The organism is Cryobacterium sp. Y82, from assembly GCF_002929495.1.
Classification (GTDB): Bacteria; Actinomycetota; Actinomycetes; order Actinomycetales; family Microbacteriaceae; genus Cryobacterium; species Cryobacterium serini.
Genome location: NZ_PJJJ01000034.1, coordinates 182,794 through 201,573, shown reverse-complemented (window position 1 = coordinate 201,573; position 18,780 = coordinate 182,794). Strand labels below are relative to the sequence as shown.

19 protein-coding genes, 1 tRNA gene, 1 other RNA gene and 1 pseudogene are annotated in these 18,780 nt (G+C 67.1%); 10 read left to right on the top strand and 12 right to left on the bottom strand.

Annotated features, from left to right (window positions below; all coding sequences use genetic code 11):
- Positions 1-3: 3 nt before the first annotated feature.
- The 4 genes and pseudogenes from CXY70_RS11920 to ffs all read right to left on the bottom strand — a co-directional run bounded on the left by CXY70_RS11920 (position 4) and on the right by ffs (position 4,024).
- Positions 4-2,451, bottom strand: coding sequence for a phosphoketolase (locus CXY70_RS11920; RefSeq protein ID WP_233205917.1), 2,448 nt, complete (start codon positions 2,449-2,451; stop codon positions 4-6).
- Positions 2,452-2,587: 136 nt separating this feature from the next.
- Positions 2,588-3,625: an NAD-dependent epimerase/dehydratase family protein gene (locus tag CXY70_RS11915; protein ID WP_104192570.1), complete on the bottom strand. Its 1,038-nt coding sequence runs from the start codon at positions 3,623-3,625 to the stop codon at positions 2,588-2,590.
- A gap of 2 nt (positions 3,626-3,627) precedes the next feature.
- Positions 3,628-3,783 (bottom strand): annotated as a pseudogene (locus tag CXY70_RS11910) (aldo/keto reductase); the annotation flags it as partial.
- A gap of 144 nt (positions 3,784-3,927) precedes the next feature.
- An RNA gene (gene ffs / locus CXY70_RS11905) (signal recognition particle sRNA small type) lies at positions 3,928-4,024 on the bottom strand.
- Positions 4,025-4,145: 121 nt separating this feature from the next.
- On the opposite strand from ffs, the gene CXY70_RS11900 reads away from it, so the two are divergent.
- Positions 4,146-4,233, top strand: a tRNA-Ser gene (locus tag CXY70_RS11900).
- A gap of 83 nt (positions 4,234-4,316) precedes the next feature.
- Here CXY70_RS11900 and CXY70_RS11895 read toward each other — a convergent pair.
- The 5 genes from CXY70_RS11895 to CXY70_RS11875 all read right to left on the bottom strand — a co-directional run bounded on the left by CXY70_RS11895 (position 4,317) and on the right by CXY70_RS11875 (position 8,318).
- Complete coding sequence (locus CXY70_RS11895; RefSeq protein WP_104192569.1) at positions 4,317-4,829, bottom strand: DUF664 domain-containing protein; 513 nt, start codon at positions 4,827-4,829, stop codon at positions 4,317-4,319.
- A gap of 104 nt (positions 4,830-4,933) precedes the next feature.
- Positions 4,934-6,040, bottom strand: a complete 1,107-nt coding sequence (locus CXY70_RS11890; RefSeq protein ID WP_104192568.1) for a sulfate/molybdate ABC transporter ATP-binding protein — start codon at positions 6,038-6,040, stop codon at positions 4,934-4,936.
- Positions 6,041-6,062: 22 nt separating this feature from the next.
- Positions 6,063-6,845 carry an ABC transporter permease gene (locus CXY70_RS11885; protein WP_104192567.1) on the bottom strand — a complete coding sequence of 261 codons (783 nt, stop codon included), beginning with the start codon at positions 6,843-6,845 and terminating at the stop codon, positions 6,063-6,065.
- A 292-nt stretch (positions 6,846-7,137) separates the two neighbouring features.
- Complete coding sequence (gene modA, locus CXY70_RS11880; protein WP_104192566.1) at positions 7,138-7,917, bottom strand: molybdate ABC transporter substrate-binding protein; 780 nt, start codon at positions 7,915-7,917, stop codon at positions 7,138-7,140.
- Positions 7,914-8,318, bottom strand: a complete 405-nt coding sequence (locus CXY70_RS11875) for a molybdopterin-binding protein (protein WP_104192565.1) — start codon at positions 8,316-8,318, stop codon at positions 7,914-7,916. Before CXY70_RS11875 ends, modA begins: the two co-directional genes overlap by 4 nt.
- Positions 8,319-8,656: 338 nt before the next feature.
- Between CXY70_RS11875 and CXY70_RS11870 the strand changes: the two genes are divergently transcribed.
- From CXY70_RS11870 to CXY70_RS11845, 6 genes are all read left to right on the top strand, one after another.
- Complete coding sequence (locus CXY70_RS11870) at positions 8,657-9,955, top strand: ThiF family adenylyltransferase (protein ID WP_104192564.1); 1,299 nt, start codon at positions 8,657-8,659, stop codon at positions 9,953-9,955.
- A gap of 3 nt (positions 9,956-9,958) precedes the next feature.
- Positions 9,959-11,272 (top strand): gephyrin-like molybdotransferase Glp, encoded by a 1,314-nt coding sequence (glp, locus tag CXY70_RS11865; protein WP_104192563.1) that lies wholly within the window; start codon positions 9,959-9,961, stop codon positions 11,270-11,272.
- A complete protein-coding gene (gene moaC, locus CXY70_RS11860) occupies positions 11,269-11,778 on the top strand; it encodes a cyclic pyranopterin monophosphate synthase MoaC (protein ID WP_233205911.1) in 510 nt (169 codons plus the stop codon). The genes glp and moaC overlap by 4 nt, the downstream gene beginning before the upstream one ends.
- Before the next feature lie 133 nt (positions 11,779-11,911).
- Positions 11,912-12,595 (top strand): molybdenum cofactor guanylyltransferase, encoded by a 684-nt coding sequence (locus CXY70_RS11855; protein ID WP_199183425.1) that lies wholly within the window; start codon positions 11,912-11,914, stop codon positions 12,593-12,595.
- Positions 12,592-12,864 carry a DUF6457 domain-containing protein gene (locus tag CXY70_RS11850; protein ID WP_104192562.1) on the top strand — a complete coding sequence of 91 codons (273 nt, stop codon included), beginning with the start codon at positions 12,592-12,594 and terminating at the stop codon, positions 12,862-12,864. The genes CXY70_RS11855 and CXY70_RS11850 overlap by 4 nt, the downstream gene beginning before the upstream one ends.
- Positions 12,864-13,103, top strand: coding sequence for a MoaD/ThiS family protein (locus CXY70_RS11845; protein WP_104192561.1), 240 nt, complete (start codon positions 12,864-12,866; stop codon positions 13,101-13,103). Before CXY70_RS11850 ends, CXY70_RS11845 begins: the two co-directional genes overlap by 1 nt.
- A gap of 106 nt (positions 13,104-13,209) precedes the next feature.
- On the opposite strand, the gene CXY70_RS11840 is transcribed toward CXY70_RS11845, so the two are convergent.
- Both CXY70_RS11840 and CXY70_RS11835 read right to left on the bottom strand, forming a co-directional pair.
- Positions 13,210-13,632, bottom strand: a complete 423-nt coding sequence (locus CXY70_RS11840; protein ID WP_104192560.1) for a molybdenum cofactor biosynthesis protein MoaE — start codon at positions 13,630-13,632, stop codon at positions 13,210-13,212.
- Positions 13,632-14,147 carry a molybdenum cofactor biosynthesis protein B gene (locus CXY70_RS11835; protein ID WP_104192559.1) on the bottom strand — a complete coding sequence of 172 codons (516 nt, stop codon included), beginning with the start codon at positions 14,145-14,147 and terminating at the stop codon, positions 13,632-13,634. Before CXY70_RS11835 ends, CXY70_RS11840 begins: the two co-directional genes overlap by 1 nt.
- A 160-nt stretch (positions 14,148-14,307) precedes the next feature.
- On the opposite strand from CXY70_RS11835, the gene CXY70_RS11830 reads away from it, so the two are divergent.
- From CXY70_RS11830 to CXY70_RS11825, 3 genes are all read left to right on the top strand, one after another.
- Positions 14,308-15,633, top strand: a complete 1,326-nt coding sequence (locus CXY70_RS11830) for an MFS transporter (protein WP_104192558.1) — start codon at positions 14,308-14,310, stop codon at positions 15,631-15,633.
- A 98-nt stretch (positions 15,634-15,731) separates the two neighbouring features.
- Positions 15,732-15,869 (top strand): hypothetical protein, encoded by a 138-nt coding sequence (locus tag CXY70_RS17835; protein ID WP_158250973.1) that lies wholly within the window; start codon positions 15,732-15,734, stop codon positions 15,867-15,869.
- Between the two features lie 182 nt (positions 15,870-16,051).
- A complete protein-coding gene (locus CXY70_RS11825; RefSeq protein WP_104192557.1) occupies positions 16,052-17,281 on the top strand; it encodes an NAD(P)/FAD-dependent oxidoreductase in 1,230 nt (409 codons plus the stop codon).
- An 8-nt stretch (positions 17,282-17,289) separates the two neighbouring features.
- Here CXY70_RS11825 and CXY70_RS11820 read toward each other — a convergent pair whose 3' ends face one another.
- Positions 17,290-18,678, bottom strand: a complete 1,389-nt coding sequence (locus CXY70_RS11820) for a dicarboxylate/amino acid:cation symporter (RefSeq protein WP_369852494.1) — start codon at positions 18,676-18,678, stop codon at positions 17,290-17,292.
- Between the last annotated feature and the right edge of the window lie 102 nt (positions 18,679-18,780).

The window sequence follows — 18,780 nt, the reverse complement described above, 5'->3', positions numbered from 1 at the left end:
GTTCTAGACGTTGTCGCTGCCGGTTTGGTCGGCGCGCGGCGCGGCATCCGTTTTCGACCAGGACCAGTCGGTGACGGCTGGCAGGTCTTCGCCGAAGTCCCGGGTGTATTGGCGCGCGGCCAGGCGGGCATCCTGCATCTGCTGCCGGAGCAGGCCGGCGCGGGCGGCGAGGCCGGGGGTGCGATCGATGACGTCCATGACGAGGTGATACCGGTCAAGGTCATTGAGCATGACCATGTCGAACGGGGTCGTCGTCGTGCCGTTCTCCTTGTAGCCGCGGGCGTGCAGGTTCTCGTGGCCGTGACGCTTGTAGGTGAGCCGATGAATGAGCCACGGGTAGCCGTGATAGGCGAAAATGATGGGCTTGTCCGGCGTGAAGACGGCATCGAAGGCGCTGTCGCTCAGGCCGTGCGGGTGATCATCCTCGGACTGCAGGCGCATCAGGTCGACGACGTTCACGACCCGCAGCTTGAGATCCGGCAGGTTCTCACGCAGAATCTCAGCGGCGGCGAGTACCTCGAGCGTCGGAACGTCACCGGCCGCGGCCAGCACGACATCGGGCTCCTGACCGGCAATTTCGGTGCCGGCCCAGTCGAAGATGCCCAGTCCCCTGGTGCAGTGGGCGACGGCCTCGGTCATGGTGAGCAGGTTAGGCGCGAGCTGCTTGCCGGCCACGACCACGTTGACATAGTTGACGCTGCGCAGGCAGTGGTCGTAGGTGCTCAGCAGCGTGTTCGCGTCGAAGGGCAGGTAGACCCGCACCACGTCGGCGCTCTTATTGACCACGTGGTCGATGAATCCGGGGTCCTGATGGCTGAACCCGTTGTGATCCTGCCGCCAGACGTGCGAGCTGAGCAGGTAGTTCAGGCTCGCGATCGGCGTCCGCCACGGAATGTCGGCGGTCACCTTGAGCCACTTGGCGTGCTGGTTGAACATGGAATCGACGATGTGGATGAAGGCTTCGTAGCAGTTGAACAGCCCGTGCCGCCCGGTGAGCAGGTAGCCTTCGAGCCAGCCCTGGCACTGGTGCTCACTCAACACCTCCATGACGCGGCCGGCGCGGGCGAGGTTGGTGTCGCCGGGCTTGAGCTCGGCGTTCCACTGCTTATCGGTCACCTCGTAGACCGGCGGGGCCAGCCGGTTTGAGGCGGTTTCATCCGGCCCGAAGATGCGAAAGTTATCGGGATTCAAGCGGATGACCTCGGCCAGGTAGCCGCCGAGCACGCGCGTCGCTTCGTCCAGCGTTGCACCCGGCTCTGGCACGTCCACGGCGAAATCGCGAAAGTCTGGCAGGTGCAGGTCGCGGCGCAGGAGTCCGCCGTTGGCGACCGGGTTGGCGCTCATGCGTAGGGGACCGACCGGGGCAAGAGCTCGGATTTGTGCGACGGGAGCACCGTTGGAGTCGAACAGCTCTGCGGGACGGTAGGAGAGCATCCACTCTTCGAGCAGGGCCGTGTGCTCCGGGGTGTCCCGGGCGTTGGCAAGCGGAACCTGATGCGCCCGCCAGGTGTTCTCGACCTGCACGCCGTCGATGATGGCGGGACAGGTCCAGCCTTTGGGGGTGCGCAGGATGATCATCGGCCAGCGCGGGCGGGCAAAATCCTCGTTGTTTTTCTCGGCCTTAGCCGCGGCTGCCTTGATCTCGGCAATCTGGTTGAGCACCAGGTCAAGTGTCTCGGCCATGCGGGCGTGCACGAGCAGCGGATCTTCACCGTCGAAACCGCCGGAGACGATATACGGAGTGTGCCCATAGCCGCGCATGAGGTCGAGCAGCTCGTCTTCGGGAATGCGCGCGAGCACGGTGGGGTTGGCGATCTTGTACCCGTTGAGGTGCAAAATGGGCAGCACGACGCCGTCGTGAAGCGGGTCGATGAACTTGTTGGAGTGCCAGCTGGTGGCGAGCGGGCCGGTTTCGGCCTCGCCGTCACCGACCACCGCGGCCACGAGCAGGTTGGGATTGTCGAATGCGGCACCGTAGGCGTGGCTGAGGGCGTAGCCGAGTTCGCCGCCCTCGTGGATGGATCCGGGGAGTTCGGGGGAAGCGTGGCTGGGGATGCCGCCGGGAAAGGAGAACTGGCGAAACAGTTTCTGCACACCGTGAGCGTTCTGTTCGATGTCGGCGTAGACCTCGGTGTAGGTGCCGTCGAGGTAGGCGTTCGCGACCATTCCGGGGCCGCCGTGGCCCGGGCCGGTGATGTAGATGGTGCTCTGGCTGCGTTCCTGAATAGCACGGTTGAGGTGCGCGTAGAGAAAGTTGAGGCCGGGCGTTGTGCCCCAGTGCCCGAGCAGGCGCGGCTTGACGTGGTCGCGGGTGAGGGGCTCTGTCAGCAGGGCGTTGCCGAGCAGGTAAATCTGGCCGACGGCGAGATAATTCGCGGCACGCCACCAGGCGTCGATGCTCGCGAGGGCCTCTGGGCGAAGCGGTGCGGGTGCACGCACAGGCCAGGTCATGGTGCCGGAATCGTGGATCATCGGTCCTCCGCATCGTCTCGCGGCCACGCAGCCGCGCTTCTTCCATCCTATTCAGCCTTGGTCGTGCCTCAAGTGCCAAAGGTCCCGCCGAACCGTTGGCGACGGTTTCGTAGGTCTATGCCGTTGCCGCCGGAGCCGAGACACTCATCGTGGTACTCGTCCTTGCCGCGTCCATGAGCGCGTCGAAGCTGAGCTCGAGGCGCTCATCTCTGACCTGCGCGTCGGGGTGTGCGTCGAACCAACGGATGCTGTCCCGTGCGCCGAGCGCGAGCGGGGTGGTGCAGACGAAATCGGGCACGAGGGCCTTCACCTTACTGTTGTCGAAGATGACGGAATGGGCCTTGTCTCCGAGCAGTGCCGGGCCCAGATGCGGCACCGCGGCCGCGATGGTCTCCGATGCCACGTGCACCAGCTCGGGCAGGAGCGCGCCCGCCGCCTTCGCGTAGACCTCGTAGATCATATTCCACGGCAGAAATTCGTCGGAGGTGATGGTGAAAGTGTCTCCGATGGCCTGCGGCAGGCCGAACAGCCCAACAAAGGCTTTGGCGAAGTCCGTGCTGTGCGTGAGGGTCCAGAGCGAGGTACCGTCGCCGTGCACCAGCACGGGGCGGCCGGCCCGCATGCTGACGATGTCACTCCACCCGCCGGTGAGCGGAATCGCAGTCTGGTCGTAGGTATGCGACGGGCGCACGATCGTGACCGGGAATCCCCGCTCGCGGTAGGCCGCGACCAACAGGTCTTCAGAGGCAATCTTGTCTCTCGAATACTGCGAGTACGGGTTGTGAAGCGGCGTGGATTCCAGGATCGGGAGTCGAGCCGGCGGCTTCTGGTAGGCCGACGCCGAACTGATGAACACGAATTGGCCCGTGCGCCCCGTAAACAGCTCGATATCGGCCGCCACATGCTCGGCCGTGAAGGCAACGAAGTCTACGACCACATCGAAGGTTCGCCTGCCCACAGCAGCCCGGATCGAGGCCGGATTGCGCCCATCCGCGGTGAGCACCTCCACACCGACCGGAACCGGGCGCTGGGTTGTCGTGGCCCGGTTCAGCACCGTGAGGCGGTGCCCGGTCGCGACCGCACGTGCGGCGGCGGCGGCGCTGATCACGCCGGTGCCGCCGATGAACAACACGTCGAGCCCGCGCGTCACCATGCGACGTTGGCGGTGTCGACGTCGTTGATTCCCGCGGCTTGGGCGGCGTCCATGATGGCGAACGATTCAGTCGGGTCTGTTTCCGGGCCGAAGTTCGTGGCGCGGAGGCGGAGTCGAGAGACCTTGAGCCCGGACCGGCCCAGTTGGGTGTATTCCATAGCTTTAGGCTGGTCCCGCACTGGGCAACTGTCAAACAGCAACCGCGGACACCGCTGTCTACCTGCTGCTTTTCAATCAAGAAAGCCGGCACCGCCGCCTCGGCACACGGGCGCAGTCCTGATTGCCCCCGCGGTGCTCAGTATAGAAAAGACTCCCCGCGCACCCGCCAGAGCCCGGTTACCCTTGCTACGTTTCCGTCCTGGGGGAATTGGCCAAGGTGGCGCCACGCGAGGAGCCGAACCTCAGTTTAGGGTACGACGTGGGGCGTGGCCGACCGAGCGCGCTCTCGGCCGGTGGCGGCAGCATCCGCTGGAAACAGGTAAGATTCTCTGGTGCCGTTGCTTTACTGGAACGGCGGCCAGGAGAATTCGCCTAGTGGCCTATGGCGCACGCTTGGAAAGCGTGTTGGGTGAAAGCCCTCGGGGGTTCGAATCCCCCATTCTCCGCCAAACCAGCAGTACAGCGTGTTGGGTGACGCACAGCCCCACTTACGGGGTTCGAATCTCCCATAGCGTGTTGGGTGACGCACGGGTCAGACGTCGGCGCGGTCGGCTTGGCCGCGCACGAAGGCGGCCTGGCCAGCGTGCTGCAGGTCGTCGGAGAGCACACTCGCGAGGCGCACTCCGACGGTGACGGCGGGGGTCCAGGACGCATCGACGACCCCGTCCAAATCCGCCGCGATCAGGGCGGTCAGGTAGGCAAGGGTCGCAGTGTGCACGGCGTCGTAGTAGCCGCCGAGCAGGTGCGCATCGGAGCGAACGGCGGCGACCTCGGCGGAGGTGAAGCCGTAGCCGATCCTCTCCGGCCCAAACGGCAGGTCGAATCGTTTCTCCCACCCCTGCCCGGTGTATACCTGCTCGGTGCCCGCCAGGTCGGCGATATGGTCGTCCTGCAGGCGGGACAGGTGCCAAATCAGCCAGGCAATCGTATTGTCGTCGGCACCCGCTCGGTACGTGAGCGTGGCGACGGTCGCATTTTTCAGGGTCGCCCGAACGCTGCCCTGGATACGGGAAAACTCTTCGATGAGCAGTTCAGTCGGGGTCATGGCTCTCCTTGGTCGTTCTTTCAACGTACCCCGGTTGGCGCTCAAGCAGCCCTGCCGGCGGGGCTGGCCCGCAACAGCGCTGTTATGCGCTGGCATGGGCGACGCTACCGACGGTAGGCACTGACCTCGGTGGCCTTGACCGAGAGCCAGACCGTCGAGCCGAGCTGCAAGCCGAGGTCGGCGACCGCGGCGGGGGTGAGTTCCGCGATGACCTCGGGGTCACCGCTCGTGCGGAGACGCACCCCGCCACTGCCCGGCTCGATAGCGGTTACCCGGGCCGACCAGACGTTTCGGGGGCTCGCATGACGGGGCTGTTCCGTTTGCACGACGACGGATGCCGGGCGAAAGACGGCCGCGCCGGGTCCAGTAGCATCGAGGTCGTCGGCATCCGCTGGACGCACCCAGAACATGCGGCCATCGGGGGCGACGACGCCGCCGCTTTGCACGGTGCCGACGATGAGGTTGACGCCGGCGAGCGCCGCGACGAACGGATTGCGCGGGGCGGCCAGCACCTCGGCAGTCGTGCCTTCGTCGATGAGTGCGCCGTCGTGCAGCACGGCAACGCGATTTGCGAGTACGACCGCGTCGACGATGTCGTGGGTGACGATGATGGCGCTCGTTCCGGTTTCGGCGAGCTGCTCGCGGATGAGCTGGCGCATGAACGGGGCGGTCTCCGCGTCGAGGGCGGCCATCGGCTCGTCGAGCAGAAGCACGCGCGGACCGGCCGCCAACGCTCGGGCGAGCGCGACGCGTTGCTGTTGTCCGCCGGAGAGCGCCCGGGGCAAGCTGCCGCCGAAGTCCTTCAGACCGACCCGGTCGAGCCAGCGGTCCGCCTCTTTTCGGGCCTCGGAGGCGTTCAATTGAGCGTCCCCGACGCGGAGCGCAAAGGCCACGTTGGCGCGAGCACTCAGGTGCGGGAAAAGCAGTGAGTCTTGACCAAGCAGGCCGATCGCCCGTCGTTCGGGTGGCACGAAACGCCCCGGCGCGGTCAGGACGGCGCCGTCGATCGTGACGGTTCCAGCGTCGGGGGTGGCGAGGCCGGCGAGCAGGTCGAGCACGGTTGACTTGCCCGAGCCGTTCGGGCCGAGGAGCGCGAGCACCTCGCCGGGCGCGAGGGTGAGCTGCACGTCGAGGGTGAACGAGCCGCGAGTGAGCTGCAGGTTCGCCTCGAGCAGGGCATTGGCGGCGGATTTCCAGAGGGCGGGGGTCACGAAATATCCGCTCGAACCTGGTTCACGAGAGCACGCTCGCTCGGCGGGTTCCGACCAGCACGAGGATGATCACGGCGACCGCTATGAGCAGCAACGACAGGGCAACGGCCTGGTCGGTCGTCACGCCAGAACCGTTGAAGGCGGTGTAGATGGCGAGGGGCATGGTGCGGGTGACGCCGGCCTGATTGCCGGCGAACAGGGCGGTCGCGCCAAACTCTCCGAGGGCGCGGGCAAAGCTCAAAACGGTTCCGGCGAGCAGGCCGGGGGCCACCAGCGGCAGCGTGATGCGGGCGAAGACCGTTCCGCGACCGGCGCCGAGGGTCGCAGCAACGCGTTCATAGCGCACCCCGGCGGTGCGCAGGGCGCCCTCGACCGCGATCACCAGGAAGGGCAGGGCAACGAAGGTTTGCGCGATAACGACCGCGGCCGTCGTGAACGGAATGCGCAGCCCAGCAAGTTCGAGGGTGCTGCCGAGCACGCCGCCGCGTCCCAGCAGGGAGAGCAGCGCGATGCCTCCGACGAGGGGCGGCAACACGAGCGGCACGGTCACGAGCGCGCGTAACAGGCCGGCCACGCGCGGCTGCGACCGGGCGATGACGACGGCCAGCGGCACGCCGAGCAGCAGGCAGAGCACCGTCGAAACGGATGCTGTCGCCAGCGATAACCCCAGCGGCTGCAGGGCTTCTTGCGAGAGGAGCAAAGCGGGCAGGCCGGGCCAGTCGACCTGGAGCAGCAGACCGGCGAGCGGCAGAACGAGCAGGGCCAGGCCGATGCTCGCAGGCAGATAGAGCAGGCGGGGGATCATGCGCGCCGCTTCCGGTGCGCCGGGCGTGCACACCGGTGGATGCCGCCTCTGGCCGTGACTTCCCGGGCCCGGGCCCGGTCGGTGGGCCCATGATCTATCGTGGGCCCTGTTGCATAAGGTGGGCCCGGGCGCGCGATGCCGCATCCGGGGACGTTCGCCGTTCCGGGCCCGCCTGTGCCGATAGCGATGTGCCGCGCACTGTGCGTCTCGTTCCGGGCCCGGGCCCGGTCGGTGGGCCCATGATCTATCGTGGGCCCGGTTTCCGGGCCCGGGCCCGGGCGGCAAAGAACCGTCACGGGGCGAGAAACCCGTGGGCGGCGAGCACGGCCTGACCGGCCGGCGAGAGTACCAGGTCGACGAAAGCCTGGGCGGCCTCGGCGTGCGCGCTGTCGGCTACGACCGCGATCGGATAGTGCCCGACGACCGCATCCGCTCCGGCCGGGGTTACGCCCTGGATACGGTCGGGGTTGGCGGCGACGTCCGTCGCGTAGACGAGGCCGGCGTCCGCTTCACCCCCGGCGATCTTAGTGACGACGGCCGTCACATTCTGTTCCTCGCTGGCGGGTGTGAGGCTGACGCCCGCGTTGGCGAGCAGGCTGGCGGATGCCGCGCCGCACGGCACCTGCGCCGCGCACAGCACGGTGATCACGCCGGGGCGGGCGAGATCTTGCAGGGTCTCGATCTGGAGCGGGTTGCCGGGGGCGACCGCGATACGGAGGGTGTTACCGGCGAACACGGTGGCGGGGCCGACCAGTGCGTCGTCGGCGAGCGGCTGCAGGTTCTTCTGGTCGGCACTGGCAAACACATCGGCGGGGGCGCCGGCCGCGATCTGGGTGGCGAGGGTGGAGGATCCGTCATAGGTGACCTGCACGTCGACGGCCGGATTCTGATCTTCGAGCAGGGTGGCGAGCTCGTCGAAGGCACCGGTGAGGGACGCTGCAGCGTAGACGCTGAGGGTCTGGGGCGCAAGGCCACTCGCGCTCGGTCGACCGGTGTCCGAGGCGTTCGATGGTGCACAGCCGGTGAGGGCCAAGGCGAGCACGGCAAGGGCTGCGAGGGCCGGGCGGGTCACGGCATCCGTCCTGGAGTTTCGACGATCACGTTGGTGGCCTTGATCACGGCAACACTGAGCGAACCGATCTCGAGGCCGAGTTCGCGCACGGCCTCGCTCGACATGAGCGAGACCACGCGGTGTGGGCCACACTGCAGTTCGACCTGGGCCATAACCGTGTCCATGGTGATGGCGGTGACGATGCCGACGAACCGATTGCGGGCGCTGCGGCCCACGCTCGACGGGTCGGTCGGGGTGCTCGCCTGATCGACCGCGAAGGCCGCAAGCGCGGTTCCGTCGACGGCGAGGCGACCGGAGGCGTCGGCATCCGCTGCAAGACGGCCACCGTCGACCCAGCGTCGTACGGTGTCGTCGCTGACGCCGAGCAGCTCGGCGGCCTCACTGATCCGATATTGCGTCATGAATGGCACGATAGCACCGCATCTGCGGTTTTGACCCGTCCGGTTGTTTAGGAAACCACTCTCGGCTGTCGCGGATACCACTCCTTGCCGTCCTAGAAACCAGGTCGGGCTGGCCCGCGAACCACTCTGTGTTGTTCCAGAAAGTACATCGGTCTCACCCGCGCCATGCGCATAACTCCTGCAAATTGCTGAGTTCGACTGGTAGGTTCCGCTCAGATAGGGGCAGAGTGACGGCGGCGGCGACAGATTGCAGGAGTTATGCGCTCTGCAGGGCGGTTGGGCGGCAGCCTCCCGCCCAGCTGGTGGCCGAGGGGCCGCGCAGCGCCTAGCGTTAAGCCATGGCTATTCCTCCCCTTGTCGAGCCCGTTGATCGGCTCAGCGCCTTAGAATCCGTGCGCACCGCCCGCCAACGCCGCCTCCCGCAGCTCAATGAACTCGGTCAGCGCCGCCTCGCCAACGCCCGAGTGCTCGTGCTCGGCGCCGGTGGGCTCGGCTCCCCCGCCCTGCTCTACCTCGCAGCGGCCGGCGTTGGCACCATCGGCATTGTCGACGGTGACGACGTGGAACCGAGCAACCTGCAGCGCCAGATCGTTCACGGGCAAGCGGATGTCGGCCGCCCCAAGGTCGACAGTGCGGCCGAGCGCATCGCCGAGATCGCTCCGGAAACCACGGTCGTCCGGCACTCCGAGCGTCTCGTGGCGAGCAACGCGGCCGAGATCATCGGCGGCTACGACATCGTCATCGACGGCACCGACAACTTTCCGACCCGGTTCCTCGTGAACGACACCTGCGCGCGGCTCGGGCTGCCGCTGGTGTGGGCATCCGTTTTGCGATTCGACGCCCAGCTCTCGGTGTTCTGGGCCACTCCGCCGGTCGGTAGCGGCGTCACCGGAGTGCACCTGCGCGACCTGTTTCCGACGCCACCGGCCGAGGGCGAAGTGCCCAACTGCGCCGACGCCGGTGTGCTCGGCGCGCTGTGCGGCCAGGTCGGGTCGCTCATGGCGACCGAAACCATCAAGCTCATCACCGGGATCGGCACGCCGCTGATCGGTCGGGTGCTCGTGATTGACGCGCTGTCGGGTCGGTTCAGCGAGATTCCGTTGCTCGGAACCGGCATTGCCGCCGAGCCGACCGCCGCCGAGATCGCCGCCGAGCGTTCAGCCGAGCTCGCCCAGGCGGCCATGACGAGCACCCCCGAGGTCTCGAGCGTGGAACTTGTTCACCGCCTCGCCGCCCAGAGCGCCGGCACCGACAAATTTCTCGTCGTGGACGTGCGCGAGCCGAATGAATTCGCCGAAAGCTCGATTCCGACGGCCCAGCTCCTGCCCATCGGTGAGCTTCTCACCAATGGGGTGGTCTCGGACAGTGGCCGCGCCGCGCTGCCCCAAAACACCCCACTGATCGTGCACTGCCACGCCGGCGGCCGGGCCGCCCGCGCCGCGAACGCACTGCGCGAGGCGGGATTCACCGATGTCTCGGTGCTCAGTGGCGGGATCCTCGCCTGGGATGACCTCGTCACCGCCGGGGGCGCCCCGGGTGTCGGCAGCCGCTGGACCGAACCAGAGCCCGTCCCGGCCGGGCGGCACGCCTCGGCGAGCGACGCTGGCAACGCCGACCAGTCCGACAGCCAGGTCTAGCCCGTGACTGACACCGAACGCACACACGGGCACTCGCACACCGATCGGGCGGATGCCTGCGCGCCCGCCGCAACCGCACGAAGCGTTGCCGAGCAACTCGCGATCGTGCTCGGCAGTGTCGATCCCCTGCCGCCCGTGCGGGTCGAGCTCGACGAGGCCCGCGGGCTCGTGCTGGCCGAAGACGTACTCACGGTGACCGATACGCCTCCCTTCGACAACTCCGCGATGGACGGCTACGCCGTTATCCGCGCCGATTTGCTCGAAGCATCCGCTCACAACCCGATCACCCTGCCCGTCGTGGCCGACCTCGCCGCCGGAACGGATCAGAACCCGGCTCTGGCATCCGGGCAGGTCGCGCGCATCATGACGGGAGCGCCGATTCCCGACGGGGCGGATGCCGTCGTGCCGATCGAAGACACCGACCAGGGCACCGACCAGGTCACCGTCGTTCGAGCACCCGAGCCCGCAGCGCACATCCGCCGGGCCGGTGAAGACGCCCACGCCGGCGACCGGGTGCTGCGCGCGGGCAGCGTGCTCTGGCCCACCCGGGTCGCCGCAGCGGCGAGCGCCGGAACCAGCACGGTACTCGTGCACCCCGCACCTCGGGTGGCCGTGATCTCGACCGGCAGCGAACTCGTCACTCCCGGCAGCCCGACGCGTCGCGGCCAGATTCCCGACTCGAACTCCTTTCTGCTCTCGGCGGCCGTCGCCGAGGCCGGCGGTATTGCCGTTCGCATCGGCGCCGTACCCGACAACGACGACGTGCTGCGCGCGGTGCTCACCGAGCTGGTCGGCAAGGTCGACGTGATCGTGCTCTCCGGCGGGGTGAGCGTCGGAGCGTACGACGTGGTCAAAGCCGTGCTGAAACCGCTCGGTACCGTCGATTTCGGACCGGTCAAGATGCAACCCGGTAAGCCGCAGGGTTTCGGCCGCTGGCCCGCCACCGATAATGTGCCCGGACCGCTCATCTTCGCCCTGCCCGGCAACCCGGTCAGCGCCTACGTCTCATTCGAGGTGTTCGTGCGACCCGCCCTGCTGCGTCTGCTCGGGCACGGGAGCCTGCAGCGGCGCACGATCACAGCTACCGTCGTCGATGGCTGGCGTTCCCCGTCCGGACGCGCCCAGTACATGCCCGTCGTCGTCACGCACCGTACCGATGGCACCGAAGACAGCATGGAGGCACGCCCGGCCTCCCGCGGCGGCTCGGGCTCACACCTCGTCGCCGGCCTCGCGCAGGCCAACGGACTCGCCATCATCGCCGAAGACACGACTCACATTCGCGGCGGCGACCTCATCACTGTCATGCTGACATCATGACGCACACCACCGACACGACCGGAGCGGCCATGCCCGCACAGCTATTCACCCACCTCGACTCGGCCGGACAGGCTCGCATGGTCGACGTGACCAACAAGATTCCGACCGTGCGCAGCGCCACCGCCGCCGGCTTCGTGCGCTGTGGCGCGACAGTGATCGCCGCCCTCCGTGATGGCACCGCGCCCAAGGGCGACGTGCTCGCCGTGGCCCGCATCGCCGGAATCCAGGGCGCCAAGAAGACCGCCGACCTGCTCCCACTGGCCCACGTAATCGGCGTGCACGGCGCTGTCGTCGACCTCGTCGTCGACGATGACGGCGTCAGCATCACCGCCACCGTGCGCACCGCCGACCGCACCGGCGTCGAAATGGAGGCGTTCACCGCCGTCTCGGTCGCTGCCCTGGCCGTCGTCGACATGGTCAAGGGCCTCGATAAATCCGTCACGATCGAGAACGTGCGCCTGCTCGCCAAGAGCGGCGGCAAGAGCGGCGACTGGCTGCGCGCTTGACCCGGCCAGCTTCCGGCACATCCGCCGCGCACAACGGATGCACCGCCACGGGCGCGCCTACATTCGGCAACCGCGTTGCCGGTTACCGTAGCACCCACCGAAATCAGGCGCGCCCATCTCCCCGGCCAGCGGCGTGAAGTCGGCTGCAGGCGCCACGGTCGATTTGATCGTGCTCGCCGGCGGACGCGGCAGCCGACTCGGCGGCGCGCTGAAGCCCGCGGTCGAGGTTGCCGGTCGCACCCTGCTCTCCCGGGTTCTCGACGCTCGCCCGGTCGCCCGGCACGCTGTCGTCGTCGGACCGCCCGCCGCTCGGCCCGCCGCCGGCGAGCGAGTGAGCGATGCCCTGATCTGGGCCCTCGAAGATCCACCATTCGGCGGCCCGGTGGCCGGCATAGCGGCCGGCCTCACAGCGCTTGCGGCGAACGCCGATTGGGTGCTCGTACTCGCCTGCGATCTGCCCTGGGGAGCGGATGCCGCGCGCCTGCTCGTCGCGGCAGCATCCGCTCTTGAGACCGTCGGTGAACAGACCGTCGGTGACCAGACCGAAGGCGTGCACCTCACCGACGACACCGGCCATGCCCAATGGCTTGCCGGGATCTACCGGGGCCCCGCCCTGCGCGCCGCTGTGGCCCGACTCGGCAATGGCGTCAATGGTGCCAGCATGCGTGAGCTGCTCGCGGGACTACACCTCATGGGGCTGCTGGACGAATCCGAAGCCGGTGCTGACGTGGACACGTGGGAAGATGTTGAGAGCAGCACCGCTCGCCTGGCCGGTGCTCCGACAATTCTGTCCGACCCGAGGAGTGACCCCCAATGAGCTCTACACCGTTGCCTCCCGAAGCGCTCGATGAGTGGCTCACCGCTCTCGCCGACCGGCTCCAGCTCGACCCGGCCGACGTGCCGGTGGGAGACCTGCTCGATGCGGCCCGCGATATTGCCCACAATGTGGCCCGGCCGGCCGCTCCGCTCAGCACCTTTCTGATCGGCCTCGCCGCCGCGAAAAACGGTGGGACGGGCGCCGATATTGAAGCTGCCTGCGCCGCCGCGAGCGAACTCGCCCTCGACTGGGCCCCCGAGAAGCTCTGATGGCGACCCTGCGATTCTTTGCCGGCGCAGCCGAAGCCGCCCAGACCGAAACGGCCACGCTCTCGGCTGGCACGATCGGCGAGCTGCGGGCCCAACTCGGCGAGGCCTACGGCACCGAGTTCGTGCGCGTGCTGGGATTGTGTTCCCTGCTCGTGAACGGCGCCCGCGCCGGCGATGACGCGGTCAGGCTCGCGCCCACCGACGCGGTCGACGTGCTCCCACCCTTCGCCGGCGGCTGAATAGCCTGGACCTCGTTCACACCAACGGAGATTGGCGGCTAGAAGGCCCCGAGCGCCTGCGGTGACGCGGTCTCTTTCGCGCAGATCGCCGCAGTTCTGTCCGACCCTACAAACCGACCCAGGAATGCGTTCCGTCGACCTCGTACTGCTTCTTCCAGATTGGAACTTCTGCCTTCACGGCCTCGACGAGGCTCTCGCAGGCAGCAAAAGCGTCACCGCGGTGCGCGCTCGCAACGACCGCGACGAGGGCGAGGTCGCCGACCTCGAGGTGTCCGATGCGGTGACTGACCGCCAGCACCACGAGCGGATGCTTCCCCCGCACCCGGTCAGCGATCTCTCCGATGATGCGCCCCGCGTCGGGATGCGCACTGTAGTCGAGGCCCGTGACGCGGCCGGTAGCATCCGGATCGTGATCGCGCACCTGCCCGATGAACGTCACCACTGCGCCGTGGGTCGCATCGGACACCGCCGACAGGTGCTCACCCACGTCGAGCGGCGACTCGGTGACCAGAGCGAAGCCAGCAGCCATCAGTGGTCACCCCCGTCAAGCTGGTCGATGATGTGCCGTACGAGCGGCGCAAGAATGGCCACACCATCGCGCACCGCGCCGGTCGAACCGGGCAGGTTCACGACCAAAGCACCGTTGTTGCCGACCGAATCGGCGATGCCGGCGATGCCGCGGGACAGCACCGCGGTGGGGATCGTCGCGGCGCTCAAGGCGCGCATCCGCTCGGAAATTCCCGGCAGAGTCGTGTGCAGCACGGTCGCCGTGCCCTCGGGTGTGAGATCGCGCGCCGACACGCCGGTACCTCCGGTCGTCACGATGAGGCGGGCGCCATCGCCGAGCGCGGCCAGGATCGCTCCCGCCACACTCTCGATCCCGTCGGGCACCACCCGCGGTGGCCCGCACGGAATGCCGACCTCCGCGAGCGCATCGACGGTGGCCGGTCCCGACCGGTCTTCGCGCTCCCCGCGCGACGAGCGATCAGACACGGTGATCACGACGGCCCCGAGTTCGGCACCAAGCTTGAGCTGAGTTTTCACCGTTCTACAGTACCGCGACGCAGCCAGCGTGAGTCGGCTACCGGCATCCGCTGTGAGCCGAAATCATTTGTCACGGTGTTTGTGCGGTGCACGCCGAACGGCAAAAGAACAGGCTGGTCACGAAGCGGGCCGTATGCCCGACATCCAGCCGAGGAAGCCCATGTCAACCGTCTCACCACCACGCGTTACGTCCACGCTGAAGCCGGACCTCTCCAACTGGGATCCGGAACACGACGAAACGTGGGATTCACGCCTCGCGTGGCGCACCCTGTGGATCACCACTTTCAGCATGACCCTCGGCTTCGCGGCCTGGTACCTGGTTAGCGCAATCGCCCCGCGCCTGAACGACATCGGCTTCGACCTCAGCACCAGCCAGCTGTACTGGCTGGTCGCGCTGCCAGGCCTCGCCGCCGGCCTGTTGCGACTCATCTTCATGTTTTTGCCGCCGATTCTCGGCACCCGCGTACTCGTCGCCCTGTCGAGCGCCCTGCTGCTGCTGCCGATGATCGGCTGGACCCTCGTCGCCCGCGACGTCTCCACCCCCTACTGGGTGCTTTTGGCACTCTCGTTCGCCGCGGGTATCGGCGGCGGCAGCTTCTCGGGCTTCATGGCCTCGACGAGCTATTTCTTTCCCAAGCGCCTGGCCGGAACCGCCCTGGGCCTGCAGGCGGGGCTCGGCAACTTCGGCATCGGCCTCATTCAGCTGCTCACCCCGTGGGTGGTCGGTTTCGGCCTGCTCGGCACCGCCGCCCTCACGCCGGAGAGCGACTCCAATGGTGAACTGGTCTGGCTGCACAACGGCGGACTCGTGCTCATTCCCTGGGTGATCCTCGCGATCGTCCTCGCCCTCCTCTTTCTCAAGCGTGTGCCGATCAAGGCCAACTTCAAACAGCAGCTCGACATCTTCCAGGTCAAGCACACCTGGATCATGACCGCCATCTACCTTATGAGCTTCGGCGCGTTCAGCGGCCTGGCCGCGCAGATGGGCCTGATCATCCTCAACGTTTACGGCGACTTTCCGGATGCTCCCAACCCGCTCGCCTTCGCCTTCATCGGCCCCGTCGTCGGCGCCCTCGTACGCGCAGCGTCCGGGCCGCTCTGCGACCGGTTCGGCGGCGCCATCTTCACCTTCATCGGCGGCGCCGGCATGGCCGTGGGAACCCTGGTCACCGTGTTCTTTCTCACCCCGACCAGCGTGGAGGAGTTCTCCGGTTTTCTCACCGGCATGATCATCATCTTCTTCTTCTCCGGCCTGGCCAATGCCGGAACGTTCAAGCAGATGCCGATGATCTTTCCCAAGCGGCAGGCCGGCGGAGCAATCGGCTGGACCGCAGCGATCGCCGCCTTTGGACCGTTCATCGTTGGCATGGCCCTGACCGCCATGACCCCGACCACCTTCTTCATCGGCTGCTCCGCGTTCTGCGTGCTCTGCACCGGCCTGGCCTGGTTCTATTACGCGCGTCCCGGCGCACCCAACCCGAGCTGACGCTCCCCCAGCGACCCGAAGTCCCCTTCTCCTCCAGCGGGGGGCTTCGGGTTTTTTTCTGCCAGCACGCAGGTCATACTCAACTGAGGAGGTCAACGATGACCAGCTATGAAGAACCGCCAGGTGGCGACCCGGTCTGCTGGCTCGAACAGGTCTGCCCGGAGTGCGGCGCCTACGTCGCCGGTGAGTTGCCGGCCACCTGTTGGCGTTGCGACACGGTGGTCTCGCCGAGCTGAGCCGCCTGTGCGACCCGCGCGGGGCATCCGTCGGGCACCCCTTGAAGCGGATGCCGCCCCACCGCGGATCCGGGTCACCGGCCTCCCGCACAGACCCCGCCCCACCGCCCGCAAACCGCCCGCCCTCGCCCAAGCCGCCAAACGCAGTACAGTCAGAGCACGCTTCGAGGGAGGACCACGATATGGCCGGTCAGCAGACTTTTGTCATCGTCGGGGCGTCGCTCGCAGGCGCGAGCGCAGCCGGTGCGCTGCGCGATGAGGGCTTCGATGGTGAGATTCACCTGATCGGGGCCGAGGAACACCTTCCCTATATTCGACCGCCGCTGTCGAAGGAGTATCTCGCCGGCACCGCCGACCGGGCGTCGGTCTTCGTCGAAAGCAAGAGCTGGTACACCGACCGCGACGTGCAATTTCACCCCGGCACGCGAGCGGTCGACCTCGACCTCGCGGCACACCGAGTCAGGACCGATGATGGCGAATCCAGGCGCTACGATCGGCTGCTGCTGACCACAGGGTCGCGGCCCCGACGCCTGGCCGTGCCCGGCGCGACCCTCGGCGGGGTGCACTACCTGCGCACCCTCGACGACACCGAGCTTCTGCATTCCCTGCTGGCCGCCGGCGGCAGACGTCTCGTCGTCGTGGGGTCCGGTTGGATCGGCCTGGAGGTCGCCGCGACGGCTCGAACCTTCGGCAATGAGGTGACCGTTCTCGAGCGCGGTGCGGTGCCGCTCGCGGCGGCCCTCGGCGACGAACTGGGCAACCTGTTCGCGACCCTGCACGAGCACAATGGCGTGGTCATTCGCCGCTCCGTGAGCGTTGAAAGCCTGATCGGAAGCAGCGGTCAGGTCACCGGCGTGATACTCGTCGGCGGTGAAACTGTGCCCGCCGACCTCGTGCTGGTGGGTATCGGCGCGGTTCCGAACGTGGAACTGGCCGAGAAGGCGCAACTCGGGGTCGACAATGGAATCCTGGTCGACGCGAGCCTGCAAACGAGCGATCCGCACGTGTTTGCAGCCGGCGATGTGGCTAACGCCGAGCATCCGCTTATTTCGCAGCACCTGCGCAGCGAACACTGGGCCAATGCCGTGAACGGTGGCCCCGCTGCCGCCCGGGCGATGCTTGGCCAGAACGTGTCCTTCGACGCCATTCCGTACTTCTACACCGACCAGTTCGACCTCGGCATGGAGTATTCCGGCTTCGGCCCGCTCACTCGCGGCGCCGATCTGGTCTACCGCGGCGACCCCGTCAGCGGCGCATTCATCGTCTTCTGGCAGAACGCCGGCCGGGTGGTCGCCGGCATGAACGTCAATGTCTGGGACGTCAACGACGCCGTGCAGGCGCTCATCCGGCGGGCCGAACCGGTCGATCCGGTCCGGCTCGCCAACGAGTCGATCCCCCTGGGCCAGGTCTAAGCCGCCGGCTAGACCTTCTGGTCGACCAGCTCAGTGGGCGCAGGCTCCGCCACATCGTCGGTAAAGGGCTGCGAGGTTCGCGGGGCGTTGTACAGCGTCTCGTCAAGGATGCCCTGGCGCTTGGCCACGATCGTGGGCACGAGGGCCTGACCCGCTACATTCACGGCGGTGCGGCCCATGTCGATGAGCGGATCGATGGCCAGCAGCAGGCCAACCCCGGCCAGCGGCAGACCCAGCGTTGACAGGGTCAGCGTCAGCATGACGACGGCGCCCGTGGTGCCGGCCGTGGCTGCAGAACCCAGCACGGATACCAAAACGATAAGAAGGTACTGGGTGAGGTCCAGCTGAATTCCAAAGAACTCAGCCACAAAGATGGCGGCGACGGCGGGGTAGATCGCCGCGCAACCGTCCATCTTGGTCGTCGCTCCCAGGGGAACAGCGAAGGATGCGTATCCGCGCGGTACGCCCAGGCTGCGCTCCGTGACGCGCTGCGTCAGCGGAAGGGTGCCGATGGATGAGCGTGACACGAAGCCCAGCTGAACGGCCGGCCAGACACCGGAGTAGTACTGCTTGACGGAGAGACCGTGAGACTTGATCAGCACCGGGTAGACCACGAACAGTACCAGGATGAGGCCAATGTAGATGGTGACGGCGAACTTGCCCAGCGACCCCATGGTGTCCCAGCCGTAAACCGCGACCGCGTTTCCGATCAGGCCGATCGTGCCGAGCGGCGCGACGCGAATAATCCACCAGAGCACCTTTTGAATGACCGCGAGAGCCGAGGCGTTGAGGTTTAGGAATGGCTCGGCCGCTTTGCCCACCTTCAACGCGGCAATGCCCACCACGATGGCGATGACGAGAATCTGCAACACGTTAAAGCTGACGGTGGTGCTCGCGATGCCATCAACGACGGAGGTGTTGGCGCCGAGGCCGAGGAAGTTCTTCGGGAAGAGCCCGGTCAGAAATGCCCACCAGTCGCCGGTCTTGCCGGTGTATTCGGCGTTCTCAGTAATGCCCGTTCCCGCTCCCGGTCGCACCAGCACGCCCAGTCCGATGCCGATCAGAACGGCAATCAACGCGGTGATGGCAAACCAGAGAAGGGTGTTCCAGGCCAGCTTCGCCGCGTTCGACACTTCGCGCAGGTTCGCGATGGAGCTGACCACTGCGGTGAAGATAAGCGGTACGACGGCAGCTTGCAGCAGCGAAACGTAGCTCGACCCGATAATTTTCAGGGTCGCACCGAGACCGTTGGGATTTGCTTCGGTACTGCCGGTGTATTTGGCCACGAGTCCGAGACCGAGACCGATGATGAGCGCGGCGATGATCTGAACGCCAAACGAGCGCACCCATTTGGGAAATCTGCTGCCGCGGGAACTGACGGGAATTACTGAAGTCACTGGTTCGACACTTTCTATTGTCATTCGTGAGTCATGCCGACGCCCCCTGACCCGCGCGGCGGGAGCCCCTTGAGATTCCACCGCCGCGTGCAGGCGCCTCTA

Bases quoted from the DNA above. Each gene is read 5' to 3' on its own strand.
- CXY70_RS11895 (WP_104192569.1), bottom strand. From the start codon at position 4,829: ATGACCCCGACTGAACTGCTCATCGAAGAGTTTTCCCGTATCCAGGGC.
- CXY70_RS17835 (WP_158250973.1), top strand. From the start codon at position 15,732: ATGACCAGCTATGAAGAACCGCCAGGTGGCGACCCGGTCTGCTGGCTC.
- CXY70_RS11875 (WP_104192565.1), bottom strand. From the start codon at position 8,318: ATGACGCAATATCGGATCAGTGAGGCCGCCGAGCTGCTCGGCGTCAGC.
- CXY70_RS11870 (WP_104192564.1), top strand. From the start codon at position 8,657: ATGGCTATTCCTCCCCTTGTCGAGCCCGTTGATCGGCTCAGCGCCTTA.
- CXY70_RS11850 (WP_104192562.1), top strand. From the start codon at position 12,592: ATGAGCTCTACACCGTTGCCTCCCGAAGCGCTCGATGAGTGGCTCACC.
- CXY70_RS11840 (WP_104192560.1), bottom strand. From the start codon at position 13,632: ATGGCTGCTGGCTTCGCTCTGGTCACCGAGTCGCCGCTCGACGTGGGT.
- CXY70_RS11830 (WP_104192558.1), top strand. From the start codon at position 14,308: ATGTCAACCGTCTCACCACCACGCGTTACGTCCACGCTGAAGCCGGAC.
- CXY70_RS11915 (WP_104192570.1), bottom strand. From the start codon at position 3,625: ATGGTGACGCGCGGGCTCGACGTGTTGTTCATCGGCGGCACCGGCGTG.
- CXY70_RS11845 (WP_104192561.1), top strand. From the start codon at position 12,864: ATGGCGACCCTGCGATTCTTTGCCGGCGCAGCCGAAGCCGCCCAGACC.
- CXY70_RS11885 (WP_104192567.1), bottom strand. From the start codon at position 6,845: ATGATCCCCCGCCTGCTCTATCTGCCTGCGAGCATCGGCCTGGCCCTG.
- moaC (WP_233205911.1), top strand. From the start codon at position 11,269: ATGACGCACACCACCGACACGACCGGAGCGGCCATGCCCGCACAGCTA.
- CXY70_RS11825 (WP_104192557.1), top strand. From the start codon at position 16,052: ATGGCCGGTCAGCAGACTTTTGTCATCGTCGGGGCGTCGCTCGCAGGC.
- CXY70_RS11920 (WP_233205917.1), bottom strand. From the start codon at position 2,451: ATGACCTGGCCTGTGCGTGCACCCGCACCGCTTCGCCCAGAGGCCCTC.